Here is a 24,492-nt window from a genome sequence, read left to right on the forward strand (position 1 = left end):
AGACAGTAATGGTAATAAGAAGCCACGCATTAGCAAAATTTCTAATTCAGGAAGTTCCCCAAAACCACGAGGAACAAAATCTGCCCGTCCGCGAACTGAAAAACCAGTAGAAAGAAAAGAGCCGAAAGAACCAAAAGCACCGAGAGAACCAAGACTGATGTCTCAGTCGGAAGCGAAATCTTACGAGAAAACTTTCGATAAACCGGCTTCCCGAAAAATGGGAAAAAGAATAGGAAAATCTTTTGACAGCAGCAGTAAATTCGATAAAGGTCCTGCGAAATCCGGCGTTAAAAAGCCTTACAAAAAACCTTTCGTACCAGTTGATGAAGCGGAGAAAACGCGTTCGTTTGTACAAAAAAGAAGGTTTGATAAATTAGCCAAAGAAACTCCAAAAGAATCAATCCGTTTAAATAAATACATCGCGAATTCAGGAATTTGTTCCCGTAGAGAAGCTGATGATTTAATCATGCAAGGTTTGGTAGAAGTGAACGGAAAGCCAGTAACAGAAATGGGTTACCAGGTTCAGAAAACCGACAGAGTGGTTTTCGACGGACAGGGAATTACGCCAGAGAAACCGGTTTACGTTTTATTGAATAAGCCAAAAGGATATATTTCTACCACCAAAGATGACAAAGCCAGAAAAACGGTGTTGGATTTGGTAGCCAATGCATCCCCTTACCGATTGTTCCCGGTGGGAAGATTAGACCGTTCTACGACAGGAGTAATCCTGCTCACCAACGATGGTCACATGACGAAGAAACTGACGCATCCATCTTTTGCCATGAAGAAAATCTATCACGTGACTTTGGATCGGAAATTAGACAGAGCAGATTTAAATATGATTCAGGAGGGAATCCGTTTGGAAGAAGGAATTGCCGAAGTTGACAGCATTTCTTATATCGAAGGAAAACCGAAAAATGAAATCGGAATCGAATTGAGTATTGGCTGGAATAGAGTAGTACGTCGTATTTTCCAGAAGTTAGGATACGAAGTTGAATTACTTGACCGTGTATTGTTCGCCGGATTAACCAAGAAAAACATCAAACGTGGTCACTGGAGAATCTTAACTGATTTGGAAGTGAATAACCTGAAAATGCTATAATTTTTTTAATTAAAATTAAAGAAATTTAAGATAACAAAACCCCTTTTTGCTTTGTACAGAAAGGGGTTTTACTTTTAATGTAGTTTTTTTTATTTTAAAGAAAAGCTTTTTTTACATTTTTTAAATCTGAACGGAAACGAGGATTTATTGAATAACGGTGATATTTAAAATTAATAAATTACTGAGGAATTTGATGAGGAATGCTTATATTATTAAGAAAGTTGTGGGTATCATATTTTTCTGAAATTTAAAAAGAAAAACACTCCCCAAATTTGGAGAGTGTTTTAAATTTATATAAAATTTATTTAGCGAAGATCACTAATTAAATTCCATCAATGATGGTATTCAAAGTTGTTGAAGGTCTCATCGCTGCATCCGTTTTCTCTGAATTTGGCTGGTAATATCCACCGATATCCTGAGGTTTTCCCTGTGCACCAATTAACTCATCATTAATTTTTGATTCCTGATCGTGCATCGCTTTAGCCACAGGAGCGAAAATAGCAGCCATATCAGCGTTCTTCGTCTGAGAAGCCAATGCTTCTGCCCAATACATTGCCAGATAGAAGTGTGAGCCTCTGTTGTCGATAGAACCTACTTTTCTTGAGGGTGACTTGTCATTAGCCAAAAACTTCTCATTGGCGATATCCAAAGCATCTGCCAGAATCTGGGCTTTCTGGTTGTTTTGGGTTTGGGCCAAATGTTCTAAACTCGCCTGTAATGCCATGAATTCTCCTAAAGAATCCCAACGCAAATAACCTTCCTGAATAAATTGCTGGATATGTTTCGGTGCAGAACCTCCGGCTCCGGTTTCGAAAAGACCACCTCCATTCATTAAAGGAACGATAGAAAGCATTTTTGCCGAAGTTCCTAATTCTAAAATCGGGAAAAGATCCGTTAGATAGTCTCTCAATACATTGCCTGAAACTGAAATCGTATCTAGCCCTTTTCTGATTCTTTCTAAAGTGAAAGCCATCGCATCTTCGATATTCATAATCCGGATATCAAGACCGTTGGTGTCATAATCTTTCAGGTATTTCTCTACTTTCTTTATCATTTCACGGTCATGTGCTCTTTGGTTATCTAACCAGAAAACAGCAGGAGTGTCTGACAATCTGGCTCTGTTGACGGCCAATTTCACCCAATCCTGAATGGGTGCATCTTTCGCCTGGCACATTCTGAAAACGTCTCCAGCCTGAACAGGTTGTTCCATATAAACGTTTCCGGCAGCATCAGAAACTTTGACAGTTCCGGCGGCAGAAAGTTGGAAAGTTTTATCGTGAGAACCGTATTCTTCAGCTTTTTGCGCCATTAATCCAACGTTGGGAACAGAACCCATTGTTCGTGGATCCAGTGCGCCGTTTTTCTTCATATCATCAATTGCAGCTTGGTAAAATCCGGCATAACATCTGTCCGGGATCATCGCAACCGTGTCTTCTTCTTTTCCTTCTGCATTCCACATTTTACCGCCGCCTCTGATAAGTGCAGCCATAGAGGCATCAACAATAATATCAGAAGAAACGTGGAAGTTGGTGATTCCTTTGTCGGAATTTACCATCGCGATTCTCGGTCCGTTTTCAATGGTTTTTGCGATATCAGCTTTGATTTCAGCTTCTTTTTCATTGCCGGAGATTTTTTCAAAAAGCGTTGCCAATCCGAAGTTTGGATTAATATCTAATTGTTTGAAAGTATCTTTATATTTTTCAAAAACATCTTTGAAATACGTTTCTACAATAGCTCCAAAAATAATAGGATCAGAAATCTTCATCATCGTCGCTTTCAGATGCCCTGAGAGCAGAACATTTGCAGCTTTCGCTTCTGCCATGGCGTCGGAAACAAAACCTTTCAATGCAGAAAGGCTCATCACAGAAGAATCGATAATTTCCCCGGCTTTCAAAGGAGACAATCCTTTCAGTTCTTTTACAGAACCGTCATTGCCGAAAAATTCTATTTTATATTGAGTGTCGTTTTCTACTGTTACTGATTTTTCAGTACCATAAAAATCGCCACTTTTCATATTTGCTACGGTCGTTTTAGAATCTGCTGACCAAACGCCCATTTTGTGAGGATTTGCTTTTGCATAATTCTTGACCGCTTTCGGTGCTCTTCGGTCTGAATTTCCTTCTCTAAGAACAGGATTTACAGCACTGCCAAGAACTTTAGCATATTTGTTTTTAATGGTTTCTTCTTCTGCAGTTTTCGGTTCCGCGGGATAATTAGGTAAGGCAAAACCATGTTTTTGTAATTCGGCAATCGCTTCATCTAACTGAGGAACTGAGGCGGAAATATTCGGAAGTTTGATAATATTCGCTTCCGGAGTCGTTGCCAGTTGACCGAGCTCAGCCAAGGCATCTTCTACTTTTTGATCGTCTTTCAGATACTCCGGGAAATTCGCCAGGATTCTTCCGGCAAGTGAAATGTCTTTGGGTACAATTTCGATATCTGCAGTTTTAGTAAACGCTTGTACAACAGGTAAAAAAGAATGAGTAGCCAACATTGGCGCCTCGTCTGTCAAAGTGTAGACAATTTTTGATTTTTCTGCCATTATATTTGATTTTTAATTTTAAAATTAAGCACAAAAGTAGTGAATTTTAGGCAGATTCCGAACGGTTTTGCGGGATTTCTTACCGCAGATCAATGTGGTCAAAAATCATTAAAAAAGAAAAAGTCCAGATTTTGTATCTTTTATAAACTTTTGAAAGTTTTTAGAAAATGAGCCTGTATAAAAATGATAAAAAATATTTAAACCACAAAGCCGAAAAAAAATTAAAAAGAAAAGCCGCCAAAAGAGGATAAAAAATAATGTTTTAGAACTCTTTTTTTTCATCTTTTGAAAAACCTAAAAAAGGAAATAGCTTTTGTGACTTCGTGGTTTTTAAAACAATATTAAACAGGCTCTAAAGTTTTTGTTTCTTTTCATTCAATAAAAAAAGAGATCTCTTTCGAAATCTCTTTTTTTATTTTAATCGAATAAGTCTCTAACTTTTTCGAAAAATGTCTTTTCTTTTCCTGATGGTTCAGCGACCATATCGCCGTTTGCCAACTGCTTTTCGAAGAAATCTTTTTGTTCTTTCGATAAATTTTGTGGAGTCCAGACATTGATGTGAACAAACATATCGCCTGTCCCATAACTGTCGATGCTTGGTAAGCCTTTTTTAGAAAGTCTTAATATTTTTCCGGACTGTGTCCCTGCATCCACTTTTATTTTAACTTTTCCACCAACGGTCGGGATTTCTTTATGAGTTCCCAAAGCCGCTTCTGCAAAAGAAATGTATAATTCCTGGTGAAGATTATCGCCTTCTCTTTTGATGTGTGCATCAACTTCTTCCTCTACAACGACCAATAAATCTCCGGGAGTTCCACCGAACGGTGCGTCGTTTCCTTTTCCGCGAACATTCAGCTGAATGCCTTCTCTTGCTCCTGCCGGAATATTAATGGTTACTTCTTCATCCTCCTTGATCAAGCCTTGTGAGTTAGCTCCTGCTGGTATTTTATCGGCAATTTTACCAATGCCCTGACAAGTTCCACAATGCGTTTGTGTTTGCATTTGTCCGAACATGGTGTTCATCACTTTCATCTGTACGCCAGATCCGTGGCAGGTAGGGCAGGTTTTAGAAGTCGCACCGGGGGCCAGCTTCATTTTTTTAACTTTAATGGTTTTCTGCGTACCATTAACCATTTCCTCGAGGTTCAGTTTAATTCTTACTCTCAGATTGCTTCCGCGAAGCTGTTGTCTTTGCTGACCACCGCCACCGCCAAAATGTCCACCGAAAATATCACCGAACTGGGAGAAAATATCGTCCATATTCATTCCGCCACCGAAGCCGCCGCCGCCAAATCCGCCGCCACCGTTCATTCCGGCGTGACCATACTGGTCATAACGAGCTTTTTTATTGCCGTCGCTCAAAACCTCGTACGCTTCTGCAGCTTCTTTAAATTTTTCTTCCGCGGCTTTATCACCTGGGTTTTTATCCGGGTGAAATTTAATGGCCATTTTGCGGTAGGCTTTTTTTATTTCCTCTGGAGAAGCACTTTTAGATACTTCCAGAATTTCGTAATAATCTCTTTTAGACATAATAATGATGAGTGAATAATCTTCAGATAAAGACTGAAAATATTTTAATATATTTTATTTGGGCAGCTTATTCTTTTGTCTTTTCGCAAGGGTTCGCGCTTTTTTTGCAAAACAATTTTCCAAGGCTGAAATATCAGCACTTCATAAGCTTAACTGCACAATTTGACTGTTTAAAGTTTAGTTTCCGGTAACGACTTTAGCAAATCTGATCACTTTATCAGACAGTTGATAACCGGTTTCAATGATATCTACAATTTTACCTTTTAATTCAGCAGAAGGAGCTGGGATTTGCGTAATTGCTTCATGGAAATCAACATTAAAATCGTCACCAACATTTACGGTCATAGGCTTCAGCCCTTTATCAGACAATTTATTTTTAAATTTTTGATAGATAAGTTCTACGCCTTTCAAATCTGCTTCATTGCCATTTTTGGCAATTTCCTTTAAGGCACGTTCGAAATCATCTAAAACATCCAGCATAGAAATCATCATATCCTGATTGGCATATTGAAAGAATTCCATTTTTTCTTTGGATGTTCTCTTCTTGTAATTTTCGAATTCTGCAAAAAGTCTGATATAACGGTCTCTTTCTTCTGCCAAAAGGTCTTCTGAAGACGGCTCTGCTGTCACGCTTTCAGTTGTTTCTTCTGAAGTGTTTGGAGTAAGATCGTCTTGCGGATTTAAGTTTTCTTCGTAAATATCTTTGTTGTCTGACATAATGTTAAATTTTATACCGAACGTTTCACAAAGATTTTGCCAAAAAAGACTTTATGACATTTCGGCAGATTTATAAGAAAATAATGCAGTTACATTTCAGTAAATGTCTGATAGAGCAGAATAATATTAAGAGTGAGAATTGTTCCCGAGATAATCCAAACTAAAACCTGAAGCCATGGTTTGTTTACAAATGCGCCCATTTTTAATTTAGAATTGGTAAACATGATCAGTGGAATAACTGCGAAACTCAATTGCATCGATAAGATGACCTGGCTTAAAACCAATAAATCAGTAGTTCCTTTCTCGCCATATAATATTGTTACTATTAAAGCAGGAATTACCGCAATCGAGCGGGTGATTAATCTTCTTAACCAGGGTTTTAAACGGATGTTGAGAAAGCCTTCCATTACAATTTGTCCGGCCAGTGTTCCTGTTAAAGTGGAATTTTGACCTGATGCTAATAATGCAATAGCAAAGAAGATACTGGCAAAACTGGTCCCAAGAATGGGTGCCAGCATTTGGTGAGCATCATGAATATCGGCAATGTCGTGATTTCCGGTGGTGTGGAAAGTTGCAGCGGCGACAATAAGTATCGCTGCATTAATGAAAAATGCGATGAATAAAGAAACTGTACTGTCAATGGTGGCAAATTTTATCGCTTCTTTTTTTCCGTCGTGGTTTCTTTTGTAATTTCTGGTTTGCACGATACTGCTGTGCAGGTATAGGTTGTGTGGCATTACAGTAGCTCCCAAAATTCCGATCGCGATATACAGCATTGACGGATTGGCGATCACTTCTTTCTGAGGAACCAATCCTGCAAGAAGCGGGAAAATATCGGGCTTACTTAAAATGATTTCGTAAGCAAAACTTCCCAAAATAACAAAAGTTAAACCTGCAATAATGCTTTCAATAACACGAAAACCTTTTGCCTGAAGGAAAAGAATAATGAAAACATCTGCAATGGTGATGGCAACTCCCCAAGTTAGAGGAATTCCGAAAAGTAAATTTAATGCAATTGCCGACCCGATAACTTCTGCCAAATCACAGGCAGCGATGGCAATCTCGCAGAGTACCCACAGAATAAAATTGGTGGTAGGATTGAAATGATCCCGACAAGCTTGCGCCAAATCGCGTTCTGCAACAACTCCTAATTTTACTGATAAATGCTGTAAAACCATGGCAAAAAGATTTGAAATTAAAACCACGGAAAGTAGAGTATATCCAAACTTTGCACCTCCTGCAATATCTGTAGCCCAGTTTCCGGGATCCATATAGCCCACGGCAATCATCAGTCCCGGCCCAGCGAACGCAAAGAGTTTCTTCCAAAAGCCCGCGTCTTTTGGAATATTGATAGAAGAAAAAACTTCGGGTAAAGAATTGGAGTGCTTTTCTCTTCTCCAAGGGGTTTTTAGATTCTTCACTATTGTTAGATTGGCCTAACAAAAATAATTAAATAAATTCTAGCATCACTTATAAAAAAGAAAAAATCCCGAAAAAAAATTTCGGGATTTGTATGATATGATTTTAAAGTATTACTTTGTGAATCGCACGGCCATTTTTCTGTCAACAGCTCTTTCATCATTAGAAGCAGTAGCGGGAACTTTAGCGAATTCGCTTCCGTAACCTTTTGCTTCTATCACCTGAGAGCCTACACCTAATTTAGCTAATTCAGCTTTAATAAAGTCTGCTCTTTTTTGAGAAAGCTCTTTGTTTTGCACAGCATCACCAGTGATATCGGTGTAACCGCCAACTTTTATTTTAGTGTCAGGATAGGCTTTTAAGATTTCTGCCAGGTTTTTAATTTGGCCTTCTGATCCTGGTTCCAGTTCAGTAGCTGAATTAATTTTGAAATTTACATTATCAAAATTATACCAGGTATCTTTCAATGCTGCATCATCTGCCGCGTTTTTATAACCGTCAGATTTTAAGAAACTGATCATTGATGCTTCCATTCCGTTGGCATAACCTTTAAGCATTTTTCCGTTTAGGTCGATGTCTGTAACTTCTTTTTGAGGCATCATTACTGCTGCGCTGTCATTAGCGGTTGACATTGATGAATCTATTGGAGCAATTTCCGTCGTTTCAGTGACAGGCTCAGGTTTCTTACCATATTGTTTCCAGAGGAACCAGGCTGCTAAAGCCAGTAATACAAGAGGCAATAACCATTTCCAGACAGATCCTCCTTCATTGTTACTATCGCTAGGCGCCGTATGGGAATTAGTATTTCCGCCTCTGTTAACTTCTACTTTGGGTTGATCATAAGAAGTTACTTTTACGGTTTCTGCTTCATGTTCATCGAAAATATTTCCGATCCCTAATGAGGCTAAAGAAAGGCCAGCGGGAAGTAATGAAGAAACGATTCCTTTTTGGTCATTCAGTAAACCGGTAATCCCAGATGCGCCGATATTGTTGTCTGCCGCATATTTCCCAACAGAACCTAAAGTCGCTCCTGTGACCATATTTAGTAAAGAGGAGGATGTTGAATTACTGACGCCGGAATAAGTTGATATGGCATTCACAACACCTGCAGTTTTATCTCCAAAAATCGCGGTTAGTACTGTTGTAATTAAAGAATTGTTTGATGTTCCACCTAATAAATTGCTAAGCATGCCACTGCCGGCAGCGCCGGTAATTGCATCAAGAACCGTTGGCTTTTCTGCATTATTAGCCATACCACCAACTACCGCTGGAAGTAACCCGCTAATCGCTTTCGAAATTCCTGATTCGCTTTCTCCATATTGAGAGGCAGCTTGCGAAATCAACGCCGGACCTAATTGTCCTTTAATAAGATCAATAATGTTTAATGCCATAATAGTTTAATTTTTAAGGTTAATTGTTTAAATATATGCAAAGTTTAGTCCAAAAACTTATCTATTAACTAATTTATTAAAACATTAACATTTCAAAATATTCAGCTTACTTTATGGCTAACTAGTAGGATTTTGCGAAAATCACTCTTTGTCTGGAAGGTTTTCCGGTAATTAAAGAGATGCCATCTTCCAATTCATTATTTAAAGGAATACAACGGATTGTGGCTTTTGTTTCGTTTTTAATTTGCTCCTCTTCTTCAGCCGTACCGTCCCAGTGCGCAGAAATAAATCCACCTTTTTCTTCGAGCACTTTTTTAAATTCATCGTAAGAATTCACTTTCGTGATGTGCGAATCTCTATAATTTAATGCTTTAGAGAAAATATCTTTTTGGATTGTTTTTAATAATTCCTCGATATAAAACTCAATGTTTTCTAAAGGTTGTGTTTCTTTAGTTAAATTATCTCTACGCGCTATTTCTACCGTCTTATTTTGTAAATCCCGGGCACCCATTGCAATACGGATAGGTACTCCTTTCAGTTCATATTCTGCAAATTTCCAACCCGGTTTGTTATCGGTTCGGTTATCGTATTTCACAGAAATGCCTTTGGCTTTTAATTTTTCCTGAATTTCAAATGCGACTTCATTAATTTGGTTTAATTGTTCTTCCCCTTTAAAGATAGGAACAATTACCACCTGAATTGGTGCTAAACTTGGAGGAAGTACCAATCCTAAATCATCAGAATGGGTCATAATCAAACCACCGATTAATCGGGTAGAAGTTCCCCAGGAAGTTCCCCAGGCATGTTCGATTTTTCCTTCTTTATTGGTGAATTTTACATCAAATGCTTTACCGAAATTTTGACCTAAAAAGTGAGATGTTCCTGCCTGAAGAGCTTTTCCGTCTTGCATCAAAGCTTCTATACAATAAGTTTCATCTGCACCTGCAAATCTTTCTGAAGCGGTTTTAATTCCTCTAATCACAGGAATGCCCATGAAATTTTCTACGAAGTCTGAATATACATGGATCATTTTTTCAGTTTCTTCAATGGCTTCTTCTTTGGTCGCATGCGCGGTATGTCCTTCCTGCCAAAGAAATTCTGCGGTCCGCAAGAAGAAACGTGTTCTCATTTCCCACCGAACCACATTAGCCCATTGATTAATTAAAATTGGTAAATCACGGTAAGACTGAATCCATTTTTTATAGGTATTCCAGATAATAGCTTCGGATGTTGGACGGACAATGAGTTCTTCTTCTAATTTTGCCTCAGGATCGACAATTAATTTCTTAGGATTATCAGGATCTGTTTTCAGACGGTAATGGGTTACAACTGCACATTCTTTTGCAAATCCTTCTGCATTCTGTTCTTCGGCTTCGAAATAACTCTTCGGAATAAAAAGAGGAAAATAGGCATTCTGATGACCAGTTTCTTTGAATTTTTTGTCAAGTTCATCCCGCATTTTTTCCCAAATTGCATAACCATAAGGCTTAATAACCATACAGCCACGGACTCCGGAATTTTCTGCCAAATCAGCCTGTACAACCAATTCATTATACCATTTGCTATAATCTTCAGCTCTCGAAGTAATTTTTGCCATTATATTTTATCTTTTAATTTAACTAGTACTCGCTTTTATTATCTAATTTAAAAAGCCTATTTTTACTCAAAATTTTTACTCAATAATTGGTACAATTTTGGTGTAATTTGCAAATATAAATCAAATTAAAACTTTTTCACCTTATCATGAAAAAAATTACTTATAAAAATTCAATTGGATTGCTGAAATCTAAAGCGGTTTTAGCAATATTCGGCAGTTTTATTTTAGCCTCTTGTGGTACGACAATGGGTGGTTATAGTGAGACCGATGGCGTATATTACGACCCTAATAAAGATACCATTCCAGAGGGAATTGTGATGAACAACGGAAATCAAGTGGGGAATTATTATGACTATCAGCAAACTGACAACCAAAACAAATATCTGAATTCCGAAAATAGAAATCAAAGTTGGCAAGATTCCATGAATTCCGATTGGGGGAATTTCACCGGAACCGAGACCTATTATACCGACTGGGGATATCCTTATGGATTTTATTCCGGATTTGGGATGGGCTTTGGATTTGGATCTCCTTGGGGATTTGGCGGTTATTATAATCCGTGGAGATTCGGCTACAGTCCTTTCTCCGGATATTACAATCCTTATTACGGCTACTATAATCCTTACTACGGTTACAGTCCTTACGGATACTATTCCCCATACGGATATGGTGGGTACAACAGTTATAACGCACCCCGATTTAATTATAAAAGAAGTGGCTCGGACGGTTCTGGATTTAGAAACGGTAATTCTGCGGTAAGGCAGAACAGTAATCAAAGTTCAGGTTTTAGAAATGATAATCCGAGATTTAATAAACCGCAGAATAATACACGGTATAATTCGGAACAAAATAACAGTCAACCAAGATATAGAACTTCGCCTCAACCGAATTCAACACCGAGACAAAATAATACGCCGAGACAGGAAGCACCTACTTATAACCAGCCAAGCAGAAATAATTCTAATGGTGGTGGTTTCAGATCCGGGACTTCAGGTGGCGGATTCAGCAGCGGATCATCCAGTTCGAGTTCTGGGTCTACAAGATCTTCAGGAGGTTTCAGACGATAATATTTAATTCAAGCATATTTTAAAAAATGATTAAAAAGTCTTTTATAATTTTGGGGATTTCCGCAGCATATTTTGTGAATGCCCAGGATATTTCCACCCTTAGGAATACGGCAGAAATTTATTCTAATTCGTCTTTAAACGGAACAGCAAAATACAATGCAATGGCCGGATCTATGGGAGCTTTAGGTGGAGATTTTTCGGTATTAAACTCGAATCCGGCCGGAATTGGAGTGAGTATCGCAAGTGAAATGTCAGGAACTTTAGCTATTCAAAACAGTAAGAACACCACTTCATTAGCAGGAAAATCAATCGATTATAAAGTGAACCGCACTGACCTTGGAAATGTGGGAGGTGTTATGGCATTAAAAATTGATGGCTCTTCTCCATGGAAGTTTGTGAATATTGGAGTCAATTATTCCAACCAGTCAATTGAGGATTATTCTGAAACGCCGGGAAACAACAAAGTGAATTTCAATCTTTATAACAGCGATAATCAATTAGTTGATAATATTGCATTTGTAGGTCATGCCTACAACCGATATGGCGACCTTTCGAAAATGAGCGTTGCAGTTGGCGGAAATTATGACAACAGGATTTATGTTGGTGCAGGCTTAAATTTTCACAGTGCAGTTATTGACCAATACGATTCCGCTGCATTTGATTCCAGCACAAATAATACCAGCAGTATTTACAACAAACAATACACCCCATTTTCTGAAACCTCTAATGGTTTTTCTGCTTCCGTAGGTGTTATCGGAAAAATTAATTCACAGTTCAGATTAGGAGCAGCTTTAGAAACACCAACTTGGTGGAGTATTTCCAGAGTTTATAATGAATACTTAAATCCAACAAATGGCACTTACACCGAGGATAGAAATCTTTCTTCTCCGATGAAAGCGACTTTAAGTGCTGCTTTTGTTCCGAATAAAAACTTTGCAATCAACGTAGATTATAGTTTAGGTTTGACAAAGCCAAAATATAAAGTCTATGGAAATGCTGAAACTGAACTGAATAACTTCTTCAGTGACCATTCTAAAAATTTATCTGAAGTAAAAGTAGGAGCAGAGTACAGAATTCAGGCTTTCCGTTTAAGAGGAGGCTACGGTTTTGCCTCAAGCCCTTTTGATTCAATGAGTATTTCAGCATTTACAGATAGTGGATCTGCAGCAAATACCTCTTTTAATAATTTAATTGTAGGGAAGAGATCTACGATTGGCGCAGGAATCGGTTACGATTTCAAATCTTTCTACATTGATGCAGCATATCAAAATTTAAGTTCTGAATATAAAAGCCCTTTCCTGAGAGGATTTGCGAGTAATAATACAGGATATTTCTCCAGTGATAATGATATTATAGAAATCGATGCAGCAATTGTTTCAAACGTAAAAAATACGAGAGATAATTTCTTTATAACGCTCGGTTGGAAATTCTAACTGAAAACAGTTTAAAAATAAAAAGACTCCGAATTAATTTGGAGTCTTTTTTTGCTTTACAATTTAATGATTATGGAAAAGATGACTGGTCATTGCAAGCAAAACACCTAATGTTACAAAACCAATTTTCTTCCAGTCGACATTGTGATTTTTATTGCTTTCGAAAATAATAACCGACGAAATATGAAGAAATATTCCGCCTACCAAAGCCAGAAAATACACTTCAAGATTTGGATTAAAATATTTGCCTAAAAGCAAGCCTAAAGGCGATGCCAACGCGAAAATCGAAATAATCAGAAAAGCCGAAGCCGAGAATTTTTTATTCTTCACCAAAAATGCGCCCAAAATAAATGAAATCGGAATATTATGAACCAAAATCCCTGTTAAATAAGGACTCAAGATCACGTCTTCATTAGCCAAAGGAATTCCTTCTAAAAATGCATGAATAAAAAGTCCAACCATTAAAGCGACAGGAAGAATGTTTTTTCCTTCGGAATGATCATGAAAGTGACCGTGTTCAAAACCTTTGGTCAGATTTTCCAGTAACATCTGGAGCAAAACGCCTCCAATAACCCAAAGTCCGATATTGTGATGTTCGCCCGAATAGACTTCCGGAAAAACCTCGTTTAAACAAATGGTGATTAAAAATCCGGCGCTTACAATCAAAAGATTTTTGGCGAATTTTTCCCGGTCTCCGAAAAATTTTCCCAGAAAAACCCCAATTAAAACACTGAGAATTAATAAAATAATAATCATAATTCAATTTTAGTCGTGACTTTTCTTTTTAAAAACATTAATGCATCGCGGAGAACTTTCCAAATTAAATTCATTCAGATGATAATCACCGAAAATCTGAACCCGTTCAAAACCAAACTCCAGAGCATAACTGTTGATTTCTTCCAAAGTGTGCAGTTTTACTTTTTCGAAAAAATGATAATCCTTGCCCTGATCTTTAAAAAAGATATCTTTGATGACGTGTTGGTCTTCAATTTTCTTTTTAATTGTAAAATCAATGCCTTCTTTAGTTGTTTGATCTTCTTTAATTAAAGTATTTTCGACCCATTTCGCATTCAGGAAATCCAGAACAAAATAACCGTCGTCTTTCAAAATATTGGAGATTGATTGAAAAACCTTTCTGTCATCATTTTCATCTTCGAAATATCCAAAACTGGTAAAAAGATTCAAAACAGCATCTGCTTTTTCTACTGATAATTCAGGAAAAATTTCTGCGCGCATATCATGAACTTCAAATTTCAAATCCGAATTTTCGAACTGTTTATTGTGTTCAATGCTCTGCGGAGATAAATCTAAACCTAAAACTTCGTAACCCATTTTGTTCAAAAAAACCGAATGTCGTCCTTTTCCACAAGCCAGGTCAATAATTTTCGAATCTTTCGGAATATTTAAGTTACTGATTAGCAGAGTGATGAAGTTTTCTGCTTCTGCAAAATCTCTGTCTTTATAAAGAATGTGATAATAAGGAGTATCAAACCAAGTTTCAAACCATGCCATTCTGCAAAAATAACTAAATTTGCAATTGCAAAACGAGAAGTTGTAAAAAGATTTCTTTTGACAAATATTTTAAAAAAATTCAAAAACAGCAATAGGTCATTTTAAATGAACCTTTAATAATAAACTCAATTCACCTTAAATAATTCAACAAATTGTTGGTCATCACTATATGGATACAGAAAATTTAAAAATACAGATTAAAACATTTTTCGGCCTCGAAGAAATTTTAGCAGAAGAAATCAGAAAACTCGGCGGAACAAATGTCGAAGTAAAAAACCGTGCAGTGAATGTCGAAGGCGATTTGGGCTTTCTTTACAAAATAAATTATTCAGCAAGAACGGCCTTGAAAATCTTAGTTCCCGTGCTCACTTTCAAAGCGTGGGACGAAAACCGTTTCTATGATAAATTGTTCGATTTTCCGTGGGATGAATATATGACGGTTGATCAGACTTTTGCAATTGACACTACGATTTATTCTGAGCGTTTTTCACATTCTCAGTTCATGGCTCAAAAAATGAAAGATGCGATTGTTGATTTCTTTAAATTTAAATACAACAAAAGACCAAGCGTTGATACGCAAAATCCAGATGTCAAAATACATCTTCATATTGACCGAGAATTGGTGACAATTTCGTTGGATTCTTCCGGCGATCCTTTATTTAAAAGAGGTTACCGAAAAGAACAGGGAGAAGCGCCATTGAATGAAGTGCTTGCTTCAGGAATGTTACAATTAGCAGGTTGGGATGGAAAAGGAAATTTCCTGGATCCAATGTGTGGTTCGGGAACCTTATTAATTGAAGCCGCCATGATTGCTATGGATTTACCGGCGCAGACTTTCCGTAGAAGATTCGGTTTTCAAAACTGGTTGAATTATGACGAAGAATTATTCAAAACAATTAAAGAAGTCCGTCTTAATCGTGTAAAAGAATTCACTGGAAAAATTATCGGTTACGATATCGACTCGGATATGCTTCACGCTGCGAGAATCAATATCGAATCTGCCGAAATGGAGGATGTTATCGAAGTAAAACATCAGGATTTCTTTGAATCTAAAAAAGAATTATTTCCATTAATGATGGTTTTCAATCCGCCTTATGATGAAAGAATTGTAATTAATGATGACGAGTTTTATGCTAAAATTGGTGATACTTTTAAGAAAAACTATCCAAATACTTTGGCTTGGCTAATTTCTTCAGATTTAGATTCATTGAAAAGAGTAGGATTGCGACCTTCACGTAAAATTAAACTGTTTAACGGAAAACTGGAATGTCGTTTTATGCAGTATGAAATGTATGAAGGGACGAAGAAAATTCATAAATTGGAAGGGAGAGAAGGAGACAGTTAATCAATTCCATTTTTACTTTTTTGAATTTTTTAAGAATTTTTAGAAATAAGACTTTTGTGCCTTTTGTGGTTAAATAAACTATGCAGTCAATCTCCATCATCATCGCTATCTACAACCGGAAAGACGAACTTTTCGAACTTCTCAATTCTTTATCCCACCAAACCGATAAAGATTTTGAAGTAATCATTGTTGATGACGGTTCGTTGATTAATTTGCGTCCGACTGCCGAATTGTTCAATGAAAGTTTAAAAATTGAGTTTTTCCGGAAAGAAAATTCCGGTCCGGGATTATCACGGAATTACGGAGCAAGAAGAGCCAAAAACGATTGGCTCGTTTTCGTTGATTCCGATGTGATTGTCGAAATCAATTATATTCAAAATATAAAAAAGAATATTTCCGAAATTCCGTGCGATGCTTTTGGTGGCGCAGACAAAGCCCACAAAGGATTTAATCTGATGCAAAAAGCCATTTCCTATTCCATGACTTCCGTTTTTACCACAGGCGGAATTCGTGGCGGTAAGAAGTCGGTAACTAAATTTCAACCCCGAAGTTTCAATATGGGCGTTCGGAAATCGGCTTTTGAAAAGGTTGGTGGTTTTTCCGAAATGCGCATTGGTGAAGATCCGGATCTTTCAATGCGACTTTGGGAGAACGGCTTCACGACAGCGTTTTTCGATGATATTGGTGTTTATCATAAACGCCGTGTCGACTTTGGAAAGTTCTCCAAACAAGTCTATCAATTTGGTTGTGCGCGCCCGATTCTCAATCAGCGCCATCCGAAATACACCAAGATTTCCTTTGCCTTTCCATCGCTTTTTTTACTGGGATATTTCCTCGGATTTATCGAGTATTTTTTCTTCCAAAAAGGACTGATTTTAGGTTTTTACGGACTCTACACGTTCATCGTTTTCTTCCATGCTTTATACAAAACCAGAAACATCAGCATTGCCGCAATGGCGATTATTTCTACATATATCCAAATGTTCTCCTACGGTTACGGTTTTCTGAAATCGTGGATTTTACTCAACGTTTTCCGCCAAAAACCCGAAGATGCATTTCCGAAACATTTTTAAAGAAATTATTTTTTTTAAAACAAAACCCTTTCAGCGTTTCGTCCTTTGATAATCTTATTTTCAATTGAAAAAACGCTGAAAGGGTTCTTACATAAAATCCCTATTTTTGCAAAAAGATATTCATGCAAAATTACTTAGAATTTAATTTTAAAATTGAGCCACTTCAACCTTGGAACGAGATTTTGATGGCAGAACTCATCGAAATCGGTTTCGACAGTTTTACTGAAGAACACGACGGGATTTTAGCCTACATTCAAACAGAACTTTTCAAAGAAGAAGAACTGAAAGAAGTTCATTTACTTCAAAATCCAGAAATTGCAATTTCCTACACTTTTCAGGAGATGCCGAATATCAACTGGAATGAAGAATGGGAAAAAAACTTTTCTCCGATCAACGTTGAAAACAAGGTTTCTATTCGTGCCGAATTTCATGAGAACCAAAACTTGCCGCACGAAATTATCATTCAGCCAAAAATGTCTTTCGGAACCGGACATCACGCGACAACTTATTTGATGATTCAGCAAATGCTCGACATGGATTTCAAAAACAAAACCGTTTTGGATATGGGTTGCGGAACTTCCGTTTTAGCGATTTTCGCCAAACAGCAGGGTGCCGGAAAAACCGTAGCAATAGATATCGATGAATGGTCAGTTGAAAATTCCATTGAAAACGCTGCACGAAATAACGTAGAGCTTGAAATTTCTCAAGGAACTGCCGATAATTTAGGAAGCGAAAATTTCGATATTATTTTAGCCAACATCAACAGAAATATTTTGATTTCAGATATTCCAACTTATGTTGCGGTTTTAAATAATGGCGGACAGTTATTGCTTTCCGGACTATGTTTCTTCGATGTAGATGATATTCTGGAGGTTTGTAATGAACAGAAACTGACTTTGAAAAAGAAATTACAAAGAGAAGAGTGGGTTTCTTTACTGTTAGAGAAATAAAAAAAACCTAGCGAAATGCTAGGTTTTAGTGACCTCGACAGGATTCAAACCTGTAACCTCCTGAGCCGTAATCAGGTGCGCTATTCAGTTGCGCCACGAGGCCTTTTTTTAGGTCTGCAAATATAACACTTTTTTATTCTTTTCAAATAATGAAAGCGACTTTTTTTACAATTTTTACACTTTTTCTTTTTTTAGCCTGCAAAAAAGAAAGTTCTGCAAAACTGAACGACTGGCAAATCATCTCTGAAAATGTTCAGTTTAAAGATGAAGGCAATGTTTTTCACCTGAAATCAGGGAAATTCGATTATACTGTTCCCATGGCTAAACTTCCTTTTAAAAAGGTGATTTTGTTGAATGCAAGTTTGGTTGGTTATTTCACAGAACTTAATTCAGAACAAAATATCATCGGAATTTCCAGTCCGGAATATGTCTATTCGAAAAAAGTTCAACAAATGATTAGCGATGGAAAAATTCAAAATGTCGGAAATGAGCAGAAATATAATTTAGAGAAAATTATCGCTTTAAAACCTGACGTTATTTTCACCAATTACATCGCAAGTTTTGAGAATACCTATGATTTGATTAAGAAAAACGGAATCGAAATTATTTTCTTGGATGAATATTTAGAACAGAATCCTTTAGAAAAATTGAAATATTTAGTGTTGTTTGGGAAACTCTTTAACCGGGAAAAGAAGGCTGTTGCTCATTTTGAAATCATCGAAAAAAGGTATGATTCTTTGAAAACGGTAGCGAAAAAATCGGTGAATAAGCCGGTGGTTTTGGCCAATGAAATGTATGGCAACCAATGGTTTTTACCGGGCGGGAAATCTAATTTAGCTCAATTTATCTCTGATGCCAATGCAACTTATATTAATGCTGGCAGTTTAGATTCAAAAGCAATCCCGATGAGTTTTGAGGAAGTTTTTGCAAAAGCTCAAAAAGCTGAATATTGGGTGAATATTGGGAATCACGTCAATAAAAAAGAGCTCCTTCAGATTAATCAAAATTACACCAAACTTCCGGTTTTTAATGACGGCAAACTCTACACAGTTAATGGCAGAGAAGTCTCGAAATCAAATGATTACTTCGAAAGCGGAGTGGTGAGGGCCGATTTGGTGCTCAAAGATTATATCAAAATTTTTCATCCTGAATTGTTGCCAAATTATCAATTAACGTATTTAAGGGAGCTGAAGTAAATATTATTTCTATTTTTGCATCTTTAAAAATTAGTCATTCAGCGTTTATGTGGAAGAAAATTAAAAAACTTATTTATATCATTATCCTGGCCAATATTCTGTTTATTGTCTGGGGTAAATTTTTTAATCCGCCCATTACTTTTACTCAAATCGGTGGTTTGGTAGAATTTGGAAAACTGAAAAGAGATTATATTTCTTACGGTGAAATGGGCGATAATGTAAAAAAGGCAGTGATTGCGGCAGAAGATCAAAGATTTTTTGATCATAACGGTTTCGATTATCAGGCGATTGAGAAAGCGATGCAGCATAATCAAAAGGGGAAAAAGATTCGTGGAGGAAGTACCATTTCCCAGCAGACGGCAAAAAATGTTTTCCTGTGGCAGGGTAGAAGCTGGATTAGAAAAGGTTTGGAAGCCGTTTACACCTTTATCATCGAATTGGTTTGGGGGAAAGATGTTATTCTGGAAAGATACCTGAATTCGATCGAGATGGGACGTGGCGTGTTTGGAGTTGAAGCTGCCTCAAAATATTACTTTAATAAAAGTGCCCGGGATTTAACCAAAAGTGAAGCAGCCTGGATTGCTACTATTTTACCAAATCCTCAAAAATACGATCCCAAAAATCCATCTCCTTATCTCAATAAAAAGCACAATAGGATTATGCGCCAAATGAATAACATTACGCTTAAATAATTTATCTTTACGGAGATTATGGGAGTTATTTTTCGACATAGAGAAGGTTTCAGTACTGTTCTGACCAAATATTTCAGTTTTAAAAATGAGACCAAATCGTTGGATCCCCTCATTGAATTACTTACAAGTATTCGTTCAGAGGATTTTCATGAGGTTTTGGATTTTCTGCGGGAAAATCATGAAGTTATCGAAAATTTGGGATATTATATCCGCAATTTGTTTGAAGGCAAACCATTTAACCTTTCGCTGACCGAAGCTAATATCTTGTCAGAAAACGCTTTTTATCCTGAACTGAAGAAAAGACTTCTCGATAAAATTTTGCCGAGTGTGGAGAATGAAGAAACAATTTGGTATTTGGTAGATACGGTTTCTGTTCGCCCGAAAGTTGATTTAGCGTTTTTTAGGAACCTGCAGAAAGAGAGTTTAGATGAGATTTTCAGATTGCTGAAGGTCGATCGGTATATTTTGAAACGCAGTGTGAAAAATGAATTGCTCTTTTCATTAAACATACTTTGCTGGCGTATTATCGGGAATGCATTGGATGTGCAGGTGATGAATATGGCACCTGAATATCGAAATTTTGACAATCCGTTTTTGGCAATGCAAAATGAAATTGATCTGTTAAACCTAAGCTATAAAGAGAATCCGGATTTTATATTGACTTCAAAAGATGTCAATTATAAACAGATTAAAGTGCTGATGCAGCAATGCCTGGATTTCGTGGCGCTCGCTTTTAAAAACTCTTCCAAATACGGTATTTCGGGGAAAATCAATCAGTCTTTGATGAAGATCAGACAACAATTGGAGCGAATGTCAGACATTCTTTCGGTGATGATTTTTGACAAAGAAGAAGACGTTTTAAAGAATTCTAAAAGATTGTTTTTTAAGATATTAGAATATAAATCTCATAAAAATAATCTACGGGAATTAATTTCAGACAGTACAAGACTGAAATCTCACCTGATTACCAATCATACCGCAGAAACCGGTTCTCACTACATTACCTCTACGTCCAAAGATTATATGAGCATGTTTTGGCGTGCAAGTGGTGGCGGCGTCATTGTGGGAGCGCTTTGTGTTTTGAAACTCTTATACGGTTATATTCCGGGAAGTGATTTTTCGCATGCGTTTTACTATGCGTTTAATTATGCAATGGGATTCATCATGATTTATCTGATGAATTATACACTGGCCACGAAACAGCCTGCAATGACGGCTGCTACAATGGCAAAAGTGCTTTCTGAAGGAGAAAATACACGTAAAAATTATGTGGATTTTGCGCATTTGGTTTCCAGATTATTTCGCTCGCAGTTTATCGCTTTTGTAGGAAATGTTTTGCTGGCTTTCCCGATTGCACTTGCGATTATTTACGGAATGGATGTTATTTTTAAACAGAATTTTGCAGTAGAAAAATCGGCTACCTTATTGAGAGATTTGGATCCCGTGCAGTCGAAAGCTATTTTCCATGCGTGTATCGCCGGATTTTTCTTATTTATTTCCGGGATTATTTCCGGTAATGTTGGGAACAGTTCTGTGTTTTATCATATTCCAAAGAGAATAGAAAAAAACCCTTTCCTTAATTATTTTGTCGGGAAAAATACGGCAAAAGGGCTTTCTGAGTATTACGCGAAAAATTGGGCGGGAATTATTTCTAATTTCTGGTTTGGTATTTTCCTTGGAATTACCGGTCCTATCGGTCTTTTCTTCGGTTTAGATTTAGATATCCGGCATATCACTTTCGCTTCCGGAAATTTCGCTTTAGGACTGTACGGCGCTGATTTCTCAGTAAGCAGTGCAACGTTTTGGATTTCTTTTGTAACCGTATTTCTGATCGGATTTTTTAATTTTGCCGTGAGTTTCGGCTTGTCGATGATATTGGCATTCCGCTCCAGAAAGGTGAATTTTGGTGAAGTAAAAGAAATTTACCGTGAAATATTCAGGTATTTTATGAAAAATCCACTGCGTTTCTTTTTGCCAATCCGTTCAGAATTGGATACCAGTACCAAAGAAATGGTGGATAATACCGTGATTACAAAACCAGAAGATCAATAAAATGTTCCTCACCGAATTTCTCCTGAAACTTCTTTAAATAAAAGGTTTTCCGCATTCTGAAATCATTTTTCAGCAAAGGCGATTTTATTCTGATTTCTAAAATTTTCCTGTTTAAATTAACAGACTCTATTTCACTGAAAAGAGCGTCGTTCAGATATTCATGCAAAAAATCCTTGACTTCAAAAGCCAGCAATTTATTTTCGAAACCATAAAGTCTTGCGAATGATTTCACGAGTTCTGAGGATTGAAATTCTCTTTTTTTCTTTTTCACAATTCAAAGATTTTACTTTCTTCATTAATTCTCTTCACCACATTTTCCGTTCTTTCTCTGCTTGTATCGGTAATGAAAATTTGTCCGAAATGTTCCTGATTGACGAGTTCGATCAATTGTGAAACTCTGGTGTCATCAAGTTTATCGAAAATATCATCCAACAAAAGAATCGGTGTTTTTCCGGTCAGTTCTTTAATGCGGTTCATTTGCGAAAGTTTGAGTGCAATCAAAAAAGATTTCTGTTGTCCCTGACTTGCAGTTTTCTTCATCGATGTTCCGTTCATTTCAAAAAGGAGATCATCTTTGTGGATTCCTTTGGAGGTATAAGTCAGGATTCTGTCTTTTTCTAAATTTTGTTGAAGTAAAGTGCCGAAGGTTTGGTCGCTTAAATCCGATTCATAAATGACCGTAATTTTTTCTTTTCCTTTAGAAATGATGTCGTAATAATTCTGAATTAAAGGCACAATCGAATCGGTGAATTCCCTTCTTTTTTCGAAGATTTTGGTTCCGAATTTTATTAAAGGTTCATTGTAAATTTCCAGACTGTCAAAATCGAAATATCTGTTTTTCGCAAAATCTTTTAATAATGCATTTCTCTGCTGAACCGTTTTTTGATATTGAATTAGGTTAAAAAGATAATCAGAATCGGTCTGCGAAATCATTGAATCTAAAAACTTCCGGCGGCTTTCGCCCGAATCTGAAATCAGATTGGAATCGTACGGAGAAATGATTACACTAGGCAAAAATCCGATGTGATCTGACATCCGATCGTAGGTTTTATCATTTTTTTTAATGATTTTTTTAGCCTCTTTCGGCTGTTGAATTTTGATGATGCTTTCTTTTTCGCCATCATCAATCGCTCCTTCGATGGTGAAGAAATCTTCGTCCGTTTTAATATTATTAAGATCCTTGTTTCCCAGAAAGCTTTTTGCCATCGACAAATAATAAAGGCTATCCAGAATATTGGTTTTTCCCACGCCGTTATTTCCCACAAAACAGTTAATCTGTGCTGAAAATTCAAAATTTCGTTCGGGATGGTTTTTAAAGTTGATAAGGGATAATTTTTTAATAATCATAATCCTAAAATGTTTTCGAGTTTTTCAGGGTTTTTTCTGGTATCCCAAATGGTGATGATTTCAATTTGATTGGTTGAAATTTTATATACAAAATAAAAATCTTTAATTAATCGTTTTCTACAATCGGTGTTCTTAATTTTGATGCCAATTTCGGGTATTCAAGAATTAATAATGCATATCTGTTGAAGAGATTATTGAGCTTTCTTGAATATGTTTTGGATTTATTTCTTTCAGTCCAGTATCTTAGAATTTCCTTCCGCTGCATTTTGGCAGAAATAGCCCACTTTAATCTTCTAGCCATTCTTCAAAATATTTTTCAACCTCTTCATTATCGATTACTCTTCCGTTTTTCACGTCATCTAATCCTTTTTCAATCATTTTCAAAACCACCTCTGGCAAAACAATTTCTTCTTCCCGGAAATATTCTTCTACTTCTTCTTCGGTCATTGGTTTTTCGGATTCATAGATTGATAGAGGTTCAGCGACGGATGTTACATTTTCAGCAGTGATCAATTCCCACAATTTTAAAATCAAATTTCGGTCAGAACTTTCACTGATTGTTCTGATTAATTTACTTTTTAGAAATTCAAAATTTTCCATCACTCAATATTTCTGTAAAGGTAAAAATTTCATTTCAGAATGCTTTCAAAAAAGAGCGTTGAGTTTTAGTTTTCGAAATTCACGAAATGGGGAATATCGGTGCCGGATCTTTTTAAATGCCTTATAAGAAAGTTGATTTTTTTAAGCAGAAAGGAACATCAATTTAGAAGATGTTTTAATATAATAAATAGTAAAGGAATTCCACTACAACTCTCTACCCAAAAAGAAAAGTAGGTTTCTTTGTTTGAGTTCTCCGAAAAATAAATCAGAAGGTAAGTTATAATCGAGGTTAAAAAAAAGGCAAAATAAAACTCAGTTTTTAAGGAAAAGATGGCAATCATTACACTGATAAAAATCAAAATATAAGCAAAGTGTTTTGTGTTTTGAATGCCTATTAATCGTGGGAAAGTTACAATCGTATCAGAGTTGACATCCCGGATATCAAATGGCAAAACCAGCGCAGTAATAAAGAGCCAGCTAATCCAGAAAATTTCTCGGTTAAATTCCGGCAAAATCAGCCAGGAATTGATTAATGCCCAGGTCAGACCCACATAAAATATTTTGAATAAAGGGATTTTCCGGACAAAAAATTTCAGAAAGGTACTGTCGTATAAAAGCCCTAGAACCACGATGATGGCCCATTTAATCAACCTGTTTTCATTGTGATTGTACAGAATTAAAACGGCCGAAATAATTCCGGATATCACGTTGAAAATCAGGATTCTGTAAAAAAGTTTTCCTGTGTTTTGGTATTTTGTGTAGAGATAGCCGCTGAAGTAAGTGATGAAAATTAATGCAATGGTCGGTATTTTGATAATATTCTCCTCCAACATAAAAAATACAGCAAAAAAAGTCCCCATCAAAGAAACATACAGTTGACTGTCGATAAGGTATTTTTTTAGTAAATTTAAACTGTTCATAAAAATC

General features: G+C 36.6%; 22 protein-coding genes and 1 tRNA gene. 9 read left to right on the forward strand and 14 right to left on the reverse strand.

What is annotated here, in order from left to right:
- Positions 1-157 precede the first annotated feature (157 nt).
- Entirely contained in the window at positions 158-1,102 is a 945-nt protein-coding gene (locus NBC122_RS11015) for a pseudouridine synthase (RefSeq protein ID WP_133441112.1), read from the forward strand.
- A 322-nt stretch (positions 1,103-1,424) separates the two neighbouring features.
- Here NBC122_RS11015 and NBC122_RS11020 read toward each other — a convergent pair whose 3' ends face one another.
- The 6 genes from NBC122_RS11020 to proS form a co-directional block, all read right to left on the reverse strand.
- The gene (locus NBC122_RS11020) at positions 1,425-3,644 is read right to left on the reverse strand and encodes an NADP-dependent isocitrate dehydrogenase (RefSeq protein WP_133440420.1); all 2,220 of its coding nucleotides are present in this window, start codon (positions 3,642-3,644) and stop codon (positions 1,425-1,427) included.
- 417 nt (positions 3,645-4,061) lie between these two features.
- Positions 4,062-5,174, reverse strand: coding sequence for a molecular chaperone DnaJ (dnaJ, locus tag NBC122_RS11025; protein ID WP_133440421.1), 1,113 nt, complete (start codon positions 5,172-5,174; stop codon positions 4,062-4,064).
- A 177-nt stretch (positions 5,175-5,351) separates the two neighbouring features.
- The gene (locus NBC122_RS11030; protein WP_133440422.1) at positions 5,352-5,891 is read right to left on the reverse strand and encodes a nucleotide exchange factor GrpE; all 540 of its coding nucleotides are present in this window, start codon (positions 5,889-5,891) and stop codon (positions 5,352-5,354) included.
- Positions 5,892-5,980: 89 nt separating this feature from the next.
- The gene (locus tag NBC122_RS11035) at positions 5,981-7,312 is read right to left on the reverse strand and encodes an Nramp family divalent metal transporter (protein ID WP_394345883.1); all 1,332 of its coding nucleotides are present in this window, start codon (positions 7,310-7,312) and stop codon (positions 5,981-5,983) included.
- A 111-nt stretch (positions 7,313-7,423) separates the two neighbouring features.
- Complete coding sequence (locus tag NBC122_RS11040; protein ID WP_133440424.1) at positions 7,424-8,701, reverse strand: OmpA family protein; 1,278 nt, start codon at positions 8,699-8,701, stop codon at positions 7,424-7,426.
- 121 nt (positions 8,702-8,822) lie between these two features.
- Positions 8,823-10,298 (reverse strand): proline--tRNA ligase, encoded by a 1,476-nt coding sequence (proS, locus tag NBC122_RS11045; RefSeq protein WP_133440425.1) that lies wholly within the window; start codon positions 10,296-10,298, stop codon positions 8,823-8,825.
- 146 nt (positions 10,299-10,444) lie between these two features.
- Between proS and NBC122_RS11050 the strand changes: the two genes are divergently transcribed.
- Positions 10,445-11,365, forward strand: a complete 921-nt coding sequence (locus NBC122_RS11050; RefSeq protein WP_133440426.1) for a prolyl-tRNA synthetase — start codon at positions 10,445-10,447, stop codon at positions 11,363-11,365.
- 26 nt (positions 11,366-11,391) lie between these two features.
- Entirely contained in the window at positions 11,392-12,798 is a 1,407-nt protein-coding gene (locus NBC122_RS11055; RefSeq protein WP_133440427.1) for an OmpP1/FadL family transporter, read from the forward strand.
- A 63-nt stretch (positions 12,799-12,861) separates the two neighbouring features.
- Here the strand turns inward: NBC122_RS11055 and NBC122_RS11060 are convergent, their stop codons facing one another.
- Positions 12,862-13,554, reverse strand: coding sequence for a ZIP family metal transporter (locus tag NBC122_RS11060; protein ID WP_133440428.1), 693 nt, complete (start codon positions 13,552-13,554; stop codon positions 12,862-12,864).
- A gap of 9 nt (positions 13,555-13,563) precedes the next feature.
- Positions 13,564-14,310: a class I SAM-dependent methyltransferase gene (locus tag NBC122_RS11065; RefSeq protein ID WP_133440429.1), complete on the reverse strand. Its 747-nt coding sequence runs from the start codon at positions 14,308-14,310 to the stop codon at positions 13,564-13,566.
- A gap of 169 nt (positions 14,311-14,479) precedes the next feature.
- Here NBC122_RS11065 and NBC122_RS11070 point away from each other — a divergent pair, with 169 nt between their 5' ends.
- The 3 genes from NBC122_RS11070 to prmA all read left to right on the forward strand — a co-directional run bounded on the left by NBC122_RS11070 (position 14,480) and on the right by prmA (position 17,678).
- Positions 14,480-15,655: a THUMP domain-containing class I SAM-dependent RNA methyltransferase gene (locus tag NBC122_RS11070; protein WP_133440430.1), complete on the forward strand. Its 1,176-nt coding sequence runs from the start codon at positions 14,480-14,482 to the stop codon at positions 15,653-15,655.
- 80 nt (positions 15,656-15,735) lie between these two features.
- The gene (locus NBC122_RS11075) at positions 15,736-16,728 is read left to right on the forward strand and encodes a glycosyltransferase (protein ID WP_133440431.1); all 993 of its coding nucleotides are present in this window, start codon (positions 15,736-15,738) and stop codon (positions 16,726-16,728) included.
- 122 nt (positions 16,729-16,850) lie between these two features.
- A complete protein-coding gene (gene prmA / locus NBC122_RS11080; protein ID WP_133440432.1) occupies positions 16,851-17,678 on the forward strand; it encodes a 50S ribosomal protein L11 methyltransferase in 828 nt (275 codons plus the stop codon).
- A gap of 29 nt (positions 17,679-17,707) precedes the next feature.
- On the opposite strand, the gene NBC122_RS11085 is transcribed toward prmA, so the two are convergent.
- A tRNA-Arg gene (locus NBC122_RS11085) sits at positions 17,708-17,781 on the reverse strand.
- A gap of 46 nt (positions 17,782-17,827) precedes the next feature.
- On the opposite strand from NBC122_RS11085, the gene NBC122_RS11090 reads away from it, so the two are divergent.
- The 3 genes from NBC122_RS11090 to NBC122_RS11100 are packed head-to-tail and all read left to right on the forward strand — an operon-like array spanning position 17,828 to position 21,618.
- Positions 17,828-18,874, forward strand: coding sequence for an ABC transporter substrate-binding protein (locus NBC122_RS11090; RefSeq protein WP_133440433.1), 1,047 nt, complete (start codon positions 17,828-17,830; stop codon positions 18,872-18,874).
- 47 nt (positions 18,875-18,921) lie between these two features.
- A complete protein-coding gene (gene mtgA, locus NBC122_RS11095; protein WP_133440434.1) occupies positions 18,922-19,566 on the forward strand; it encodes a monofunctional biosynthetic peptidoglycan transglycosylase in 645 nt (214 codons plus the stop codon).
- Between the two features lie 18 nt (positions 19,567-19,584).
- Positions 19,585-21,618, forward strand: a complete 2,034-nt coding sequence (locus tag NBC122_RS11100; protein WP_133440435.1) for a recombinase — start codon at positions 19,585-19,587, stop codon at positions 21,616-21,618.
- Here NBC122_RS11100 and NBC122_RS11105 read toward each other — a convergent pair.
- The 5 genes from NBC122_RS11105 to NBC122_RS11125 form a co-directional block, all read right to left on the reverse strand.
- Positions 21,596-21,892, reverse strand: coding sequence for a hypothetical protein (locus NBC122_RS11105; protein WP_133440436.1), 297 nt, complete (start codon positions 21,890-21,892; stop codon positions 21,596-21,598). The two genes, NBC122_RS11100 and NBC122_RS11105, sit on opposite strands and share 23 nt — an antisense overlap.
- Positions 21,886-22,965, reverse strand: coding sequence for a DNA replication/repair protein RecF (gene recF / locus NBC122_RS11110; RefSeq protein WP_133440437.1), 1,080 nt, complete (start codon positions 22,963-22,965; stop codon positions 21,886-21,888). The genes NBC122_RS11105 and recF overlap by 7 nt, the downstream gene beginning before the upstream one ends.
- 106 nt (positions 22,966-23,071) lie before the next feature.
- Positions 23,072-23,266, reverse strand: coding sequence for a hypothetical protein (locus NBC122_RS11115; protein ID WP_133440438.1), 195 nt, complete (start codon positions 23,264-23,266; stop codon positions 23,072-23,074).
- Positions 23,251-23,565 carry a hypothetical protein gene (locus NBC122_RS11120; protein WP_133440439.1) on the reverse strand — a complete coding sequence of 105 codons (315 nt, stop codon included), beginning with the start codon at positions 23,563-23,565 and terminating at the stop codon, positions 23,251-23,253. Before NBC122_RS11120 ends, NBC122_RS11115 begins: the two co-directional genes overlap by 16 nt.
- A 158-nt stretch (positions 23,566-23,723) precedes the next feature.
- A complete protein-coding gene (locus NBC122_RS11125; protein ID WP_133440440.1) occupies positions 23,724-24,485 on the reverse strand; it encodes a UbiA prenyltransferase family protein in 762 nt (253 codons plus the stop codon).
- Positions 24,486-24,492: the final 7 nt, after the last annotated feature.

The sequence above is a fragment of the Chryseobacterium salivictor genome, from assembly GCF_004359195.1.
In the GTDB taxonomy this organism is placed as follows: Bacteria; Bacteroidota; Bacteroidia; order Flavobacteriales; family Weeksellaceae; genus Kaistella; species Kaistella salivictor.

What these genes read in the sequence shown, in the direction of transcription:
- NBC122_RS11015 (WP_133441112.1), top strand. Translation starts at nt 158, where the DNA reads ATGTCTCAGTCGGAAGCGAAATCTTACGAGAAAACTTTCGATAAACCG.
- NBC122_RS11020 (WP_133440420.1), bottom strand. Translation starts at nt 3,644, where the DNA reads ATGGCAGAAAAATCAAAAATTGTCTACACTTTGACAGACGAGGCGCCA.
- dnaJ (WP_133440421.1), bottom strand. Translation starts at nt 5,174, where the DNA reads ATGTCTAAAAGAGATTATTACGAAATTCTGGAAGTATCTAAAAGTGCT.
- NBC122_RS11030 (WP_133440422.1), bottom strand. Translation starts at nt 5,891, where the DNA reads ATGTCAGACAACAAAGATATTTACGAAGAAAACTTAAATCCGCAAGAC.
- NBC122_RS11040 (WP_133440424.1), bottom strand. Translation starts at nt 8,701, where the DNA reads ATGGCATTAAACATTATTGATCTTATTAAAGGACAATTAGGTCCGGCG.
- proS (WP_133440425.1), bottom strand. Translation starts at nt 10,298, where the DNA reads ATGGCAAAAATTACTTCGAGAGCTGAAGATTATAGCAAATGGTATAAT.
- NBC122_RS11050 (WP_133440426.1), top strand. Translation starts at nt 10,445, where the DNA reads ATGAAAAAAATTACTTATAAAAATTCAATTGGATTGCTGAAATCTAAA.
- NBC122_RS11055 (WP_133440427.1), top strand. Translation starts at nt 11,392, where the DNA reads ATGATTAAAAAGTCTTTTATAATTTTGGGGATTTCCGCAGCATATTTT.
- NBC122_RS11060 (WP_133440428.1), bottom strand. Translation starts at nt 13,554, where the DNA reads ATGATTATTATTTTATTAATTCTCAGTGTTTTAATTGGGGTTTTTCTG.
- NBC122_RS11065 (WP_133440429.1), bottom strand. Translation starts at nt 14,310, where the DNA reads ATGGCATGGTTTGAAACTTGGTTTGATACTCCTTATTATCACATTCTT.
- NBC122_RS11070 (WP_133440430.1), top strand. Translation starts at nt 14,480, where the DNA reads ATGGATACAGAAAATTTAAAAATACAGATTAAAACATTTTTCGGCCTC.
- NBC122_RS11075 (WP_133440431.1), top strand. Translation starts at nt 15,736, where the DNA reads ATGCAGTCAATCTCCATCATCATCGCTATCTACAACCGGAAAGACGAA.
- prmA (WP_133440432.1), top strand. Translation starts at nt 16,851, where the DNA reads ATGCAAAATTACTTAGAATTTAATTTTAAAATTGAGCCACTTCAACCT.
- NBC122_RS11090 (WP_133440433.1), top strand. Translation starts at nt 17,828, where the DNA reads ATGAAAGCGACTTTTTTTACAATTTTTACACTTTTTCTTTTTTTAGCC.
- mtgA (WP_133440434.1), top strand. Translation starts at nt 18,922, where the DNA reads ATGTGGAAGAAAATTAAAAAACTTATTTATATCATTATCCTGGCCAAT.
- NBC122_RS11100 (WP_133440435.1), top strand. Translation starts at nt 19,585, where the DNA reads ATGGGAGTTATTTTTCGACATAGAGAAGGTTTCAGTACTGTTCTGACC.
- recF (WP_133440437.1), bottom strand. Translation starts at nt 22,965, where the DNA reads ATGATTATTAAAAAATTATCCCTTATCAACTTTAAAAACCATCCCGAA.
- NBC122_RS11115 (WP_133440438.1), bottom strand. Translation starts at nt 23,266, where the DNA reads ATGGCTAGAAGATTAAAGTGGGCTATTTCTGCCAAAATGCAGCGGAAG.
- NBC122_RS11120 (WP_133440439.1), bottom strand. Translation starts at nt 23,565, where the DNA reads ATGGAAAATTTTGAATTTCTAAAAAGTAAATTAATCAGAACAATCAGT.
- NBC122_RS11125 (WP_133440440.1), bottom strand. Translation starts at nt 24,485, where the DNA reads ATGAACAGTTTAAATTTACTAAAAAAATACCTTATCGACAGTCAACTG.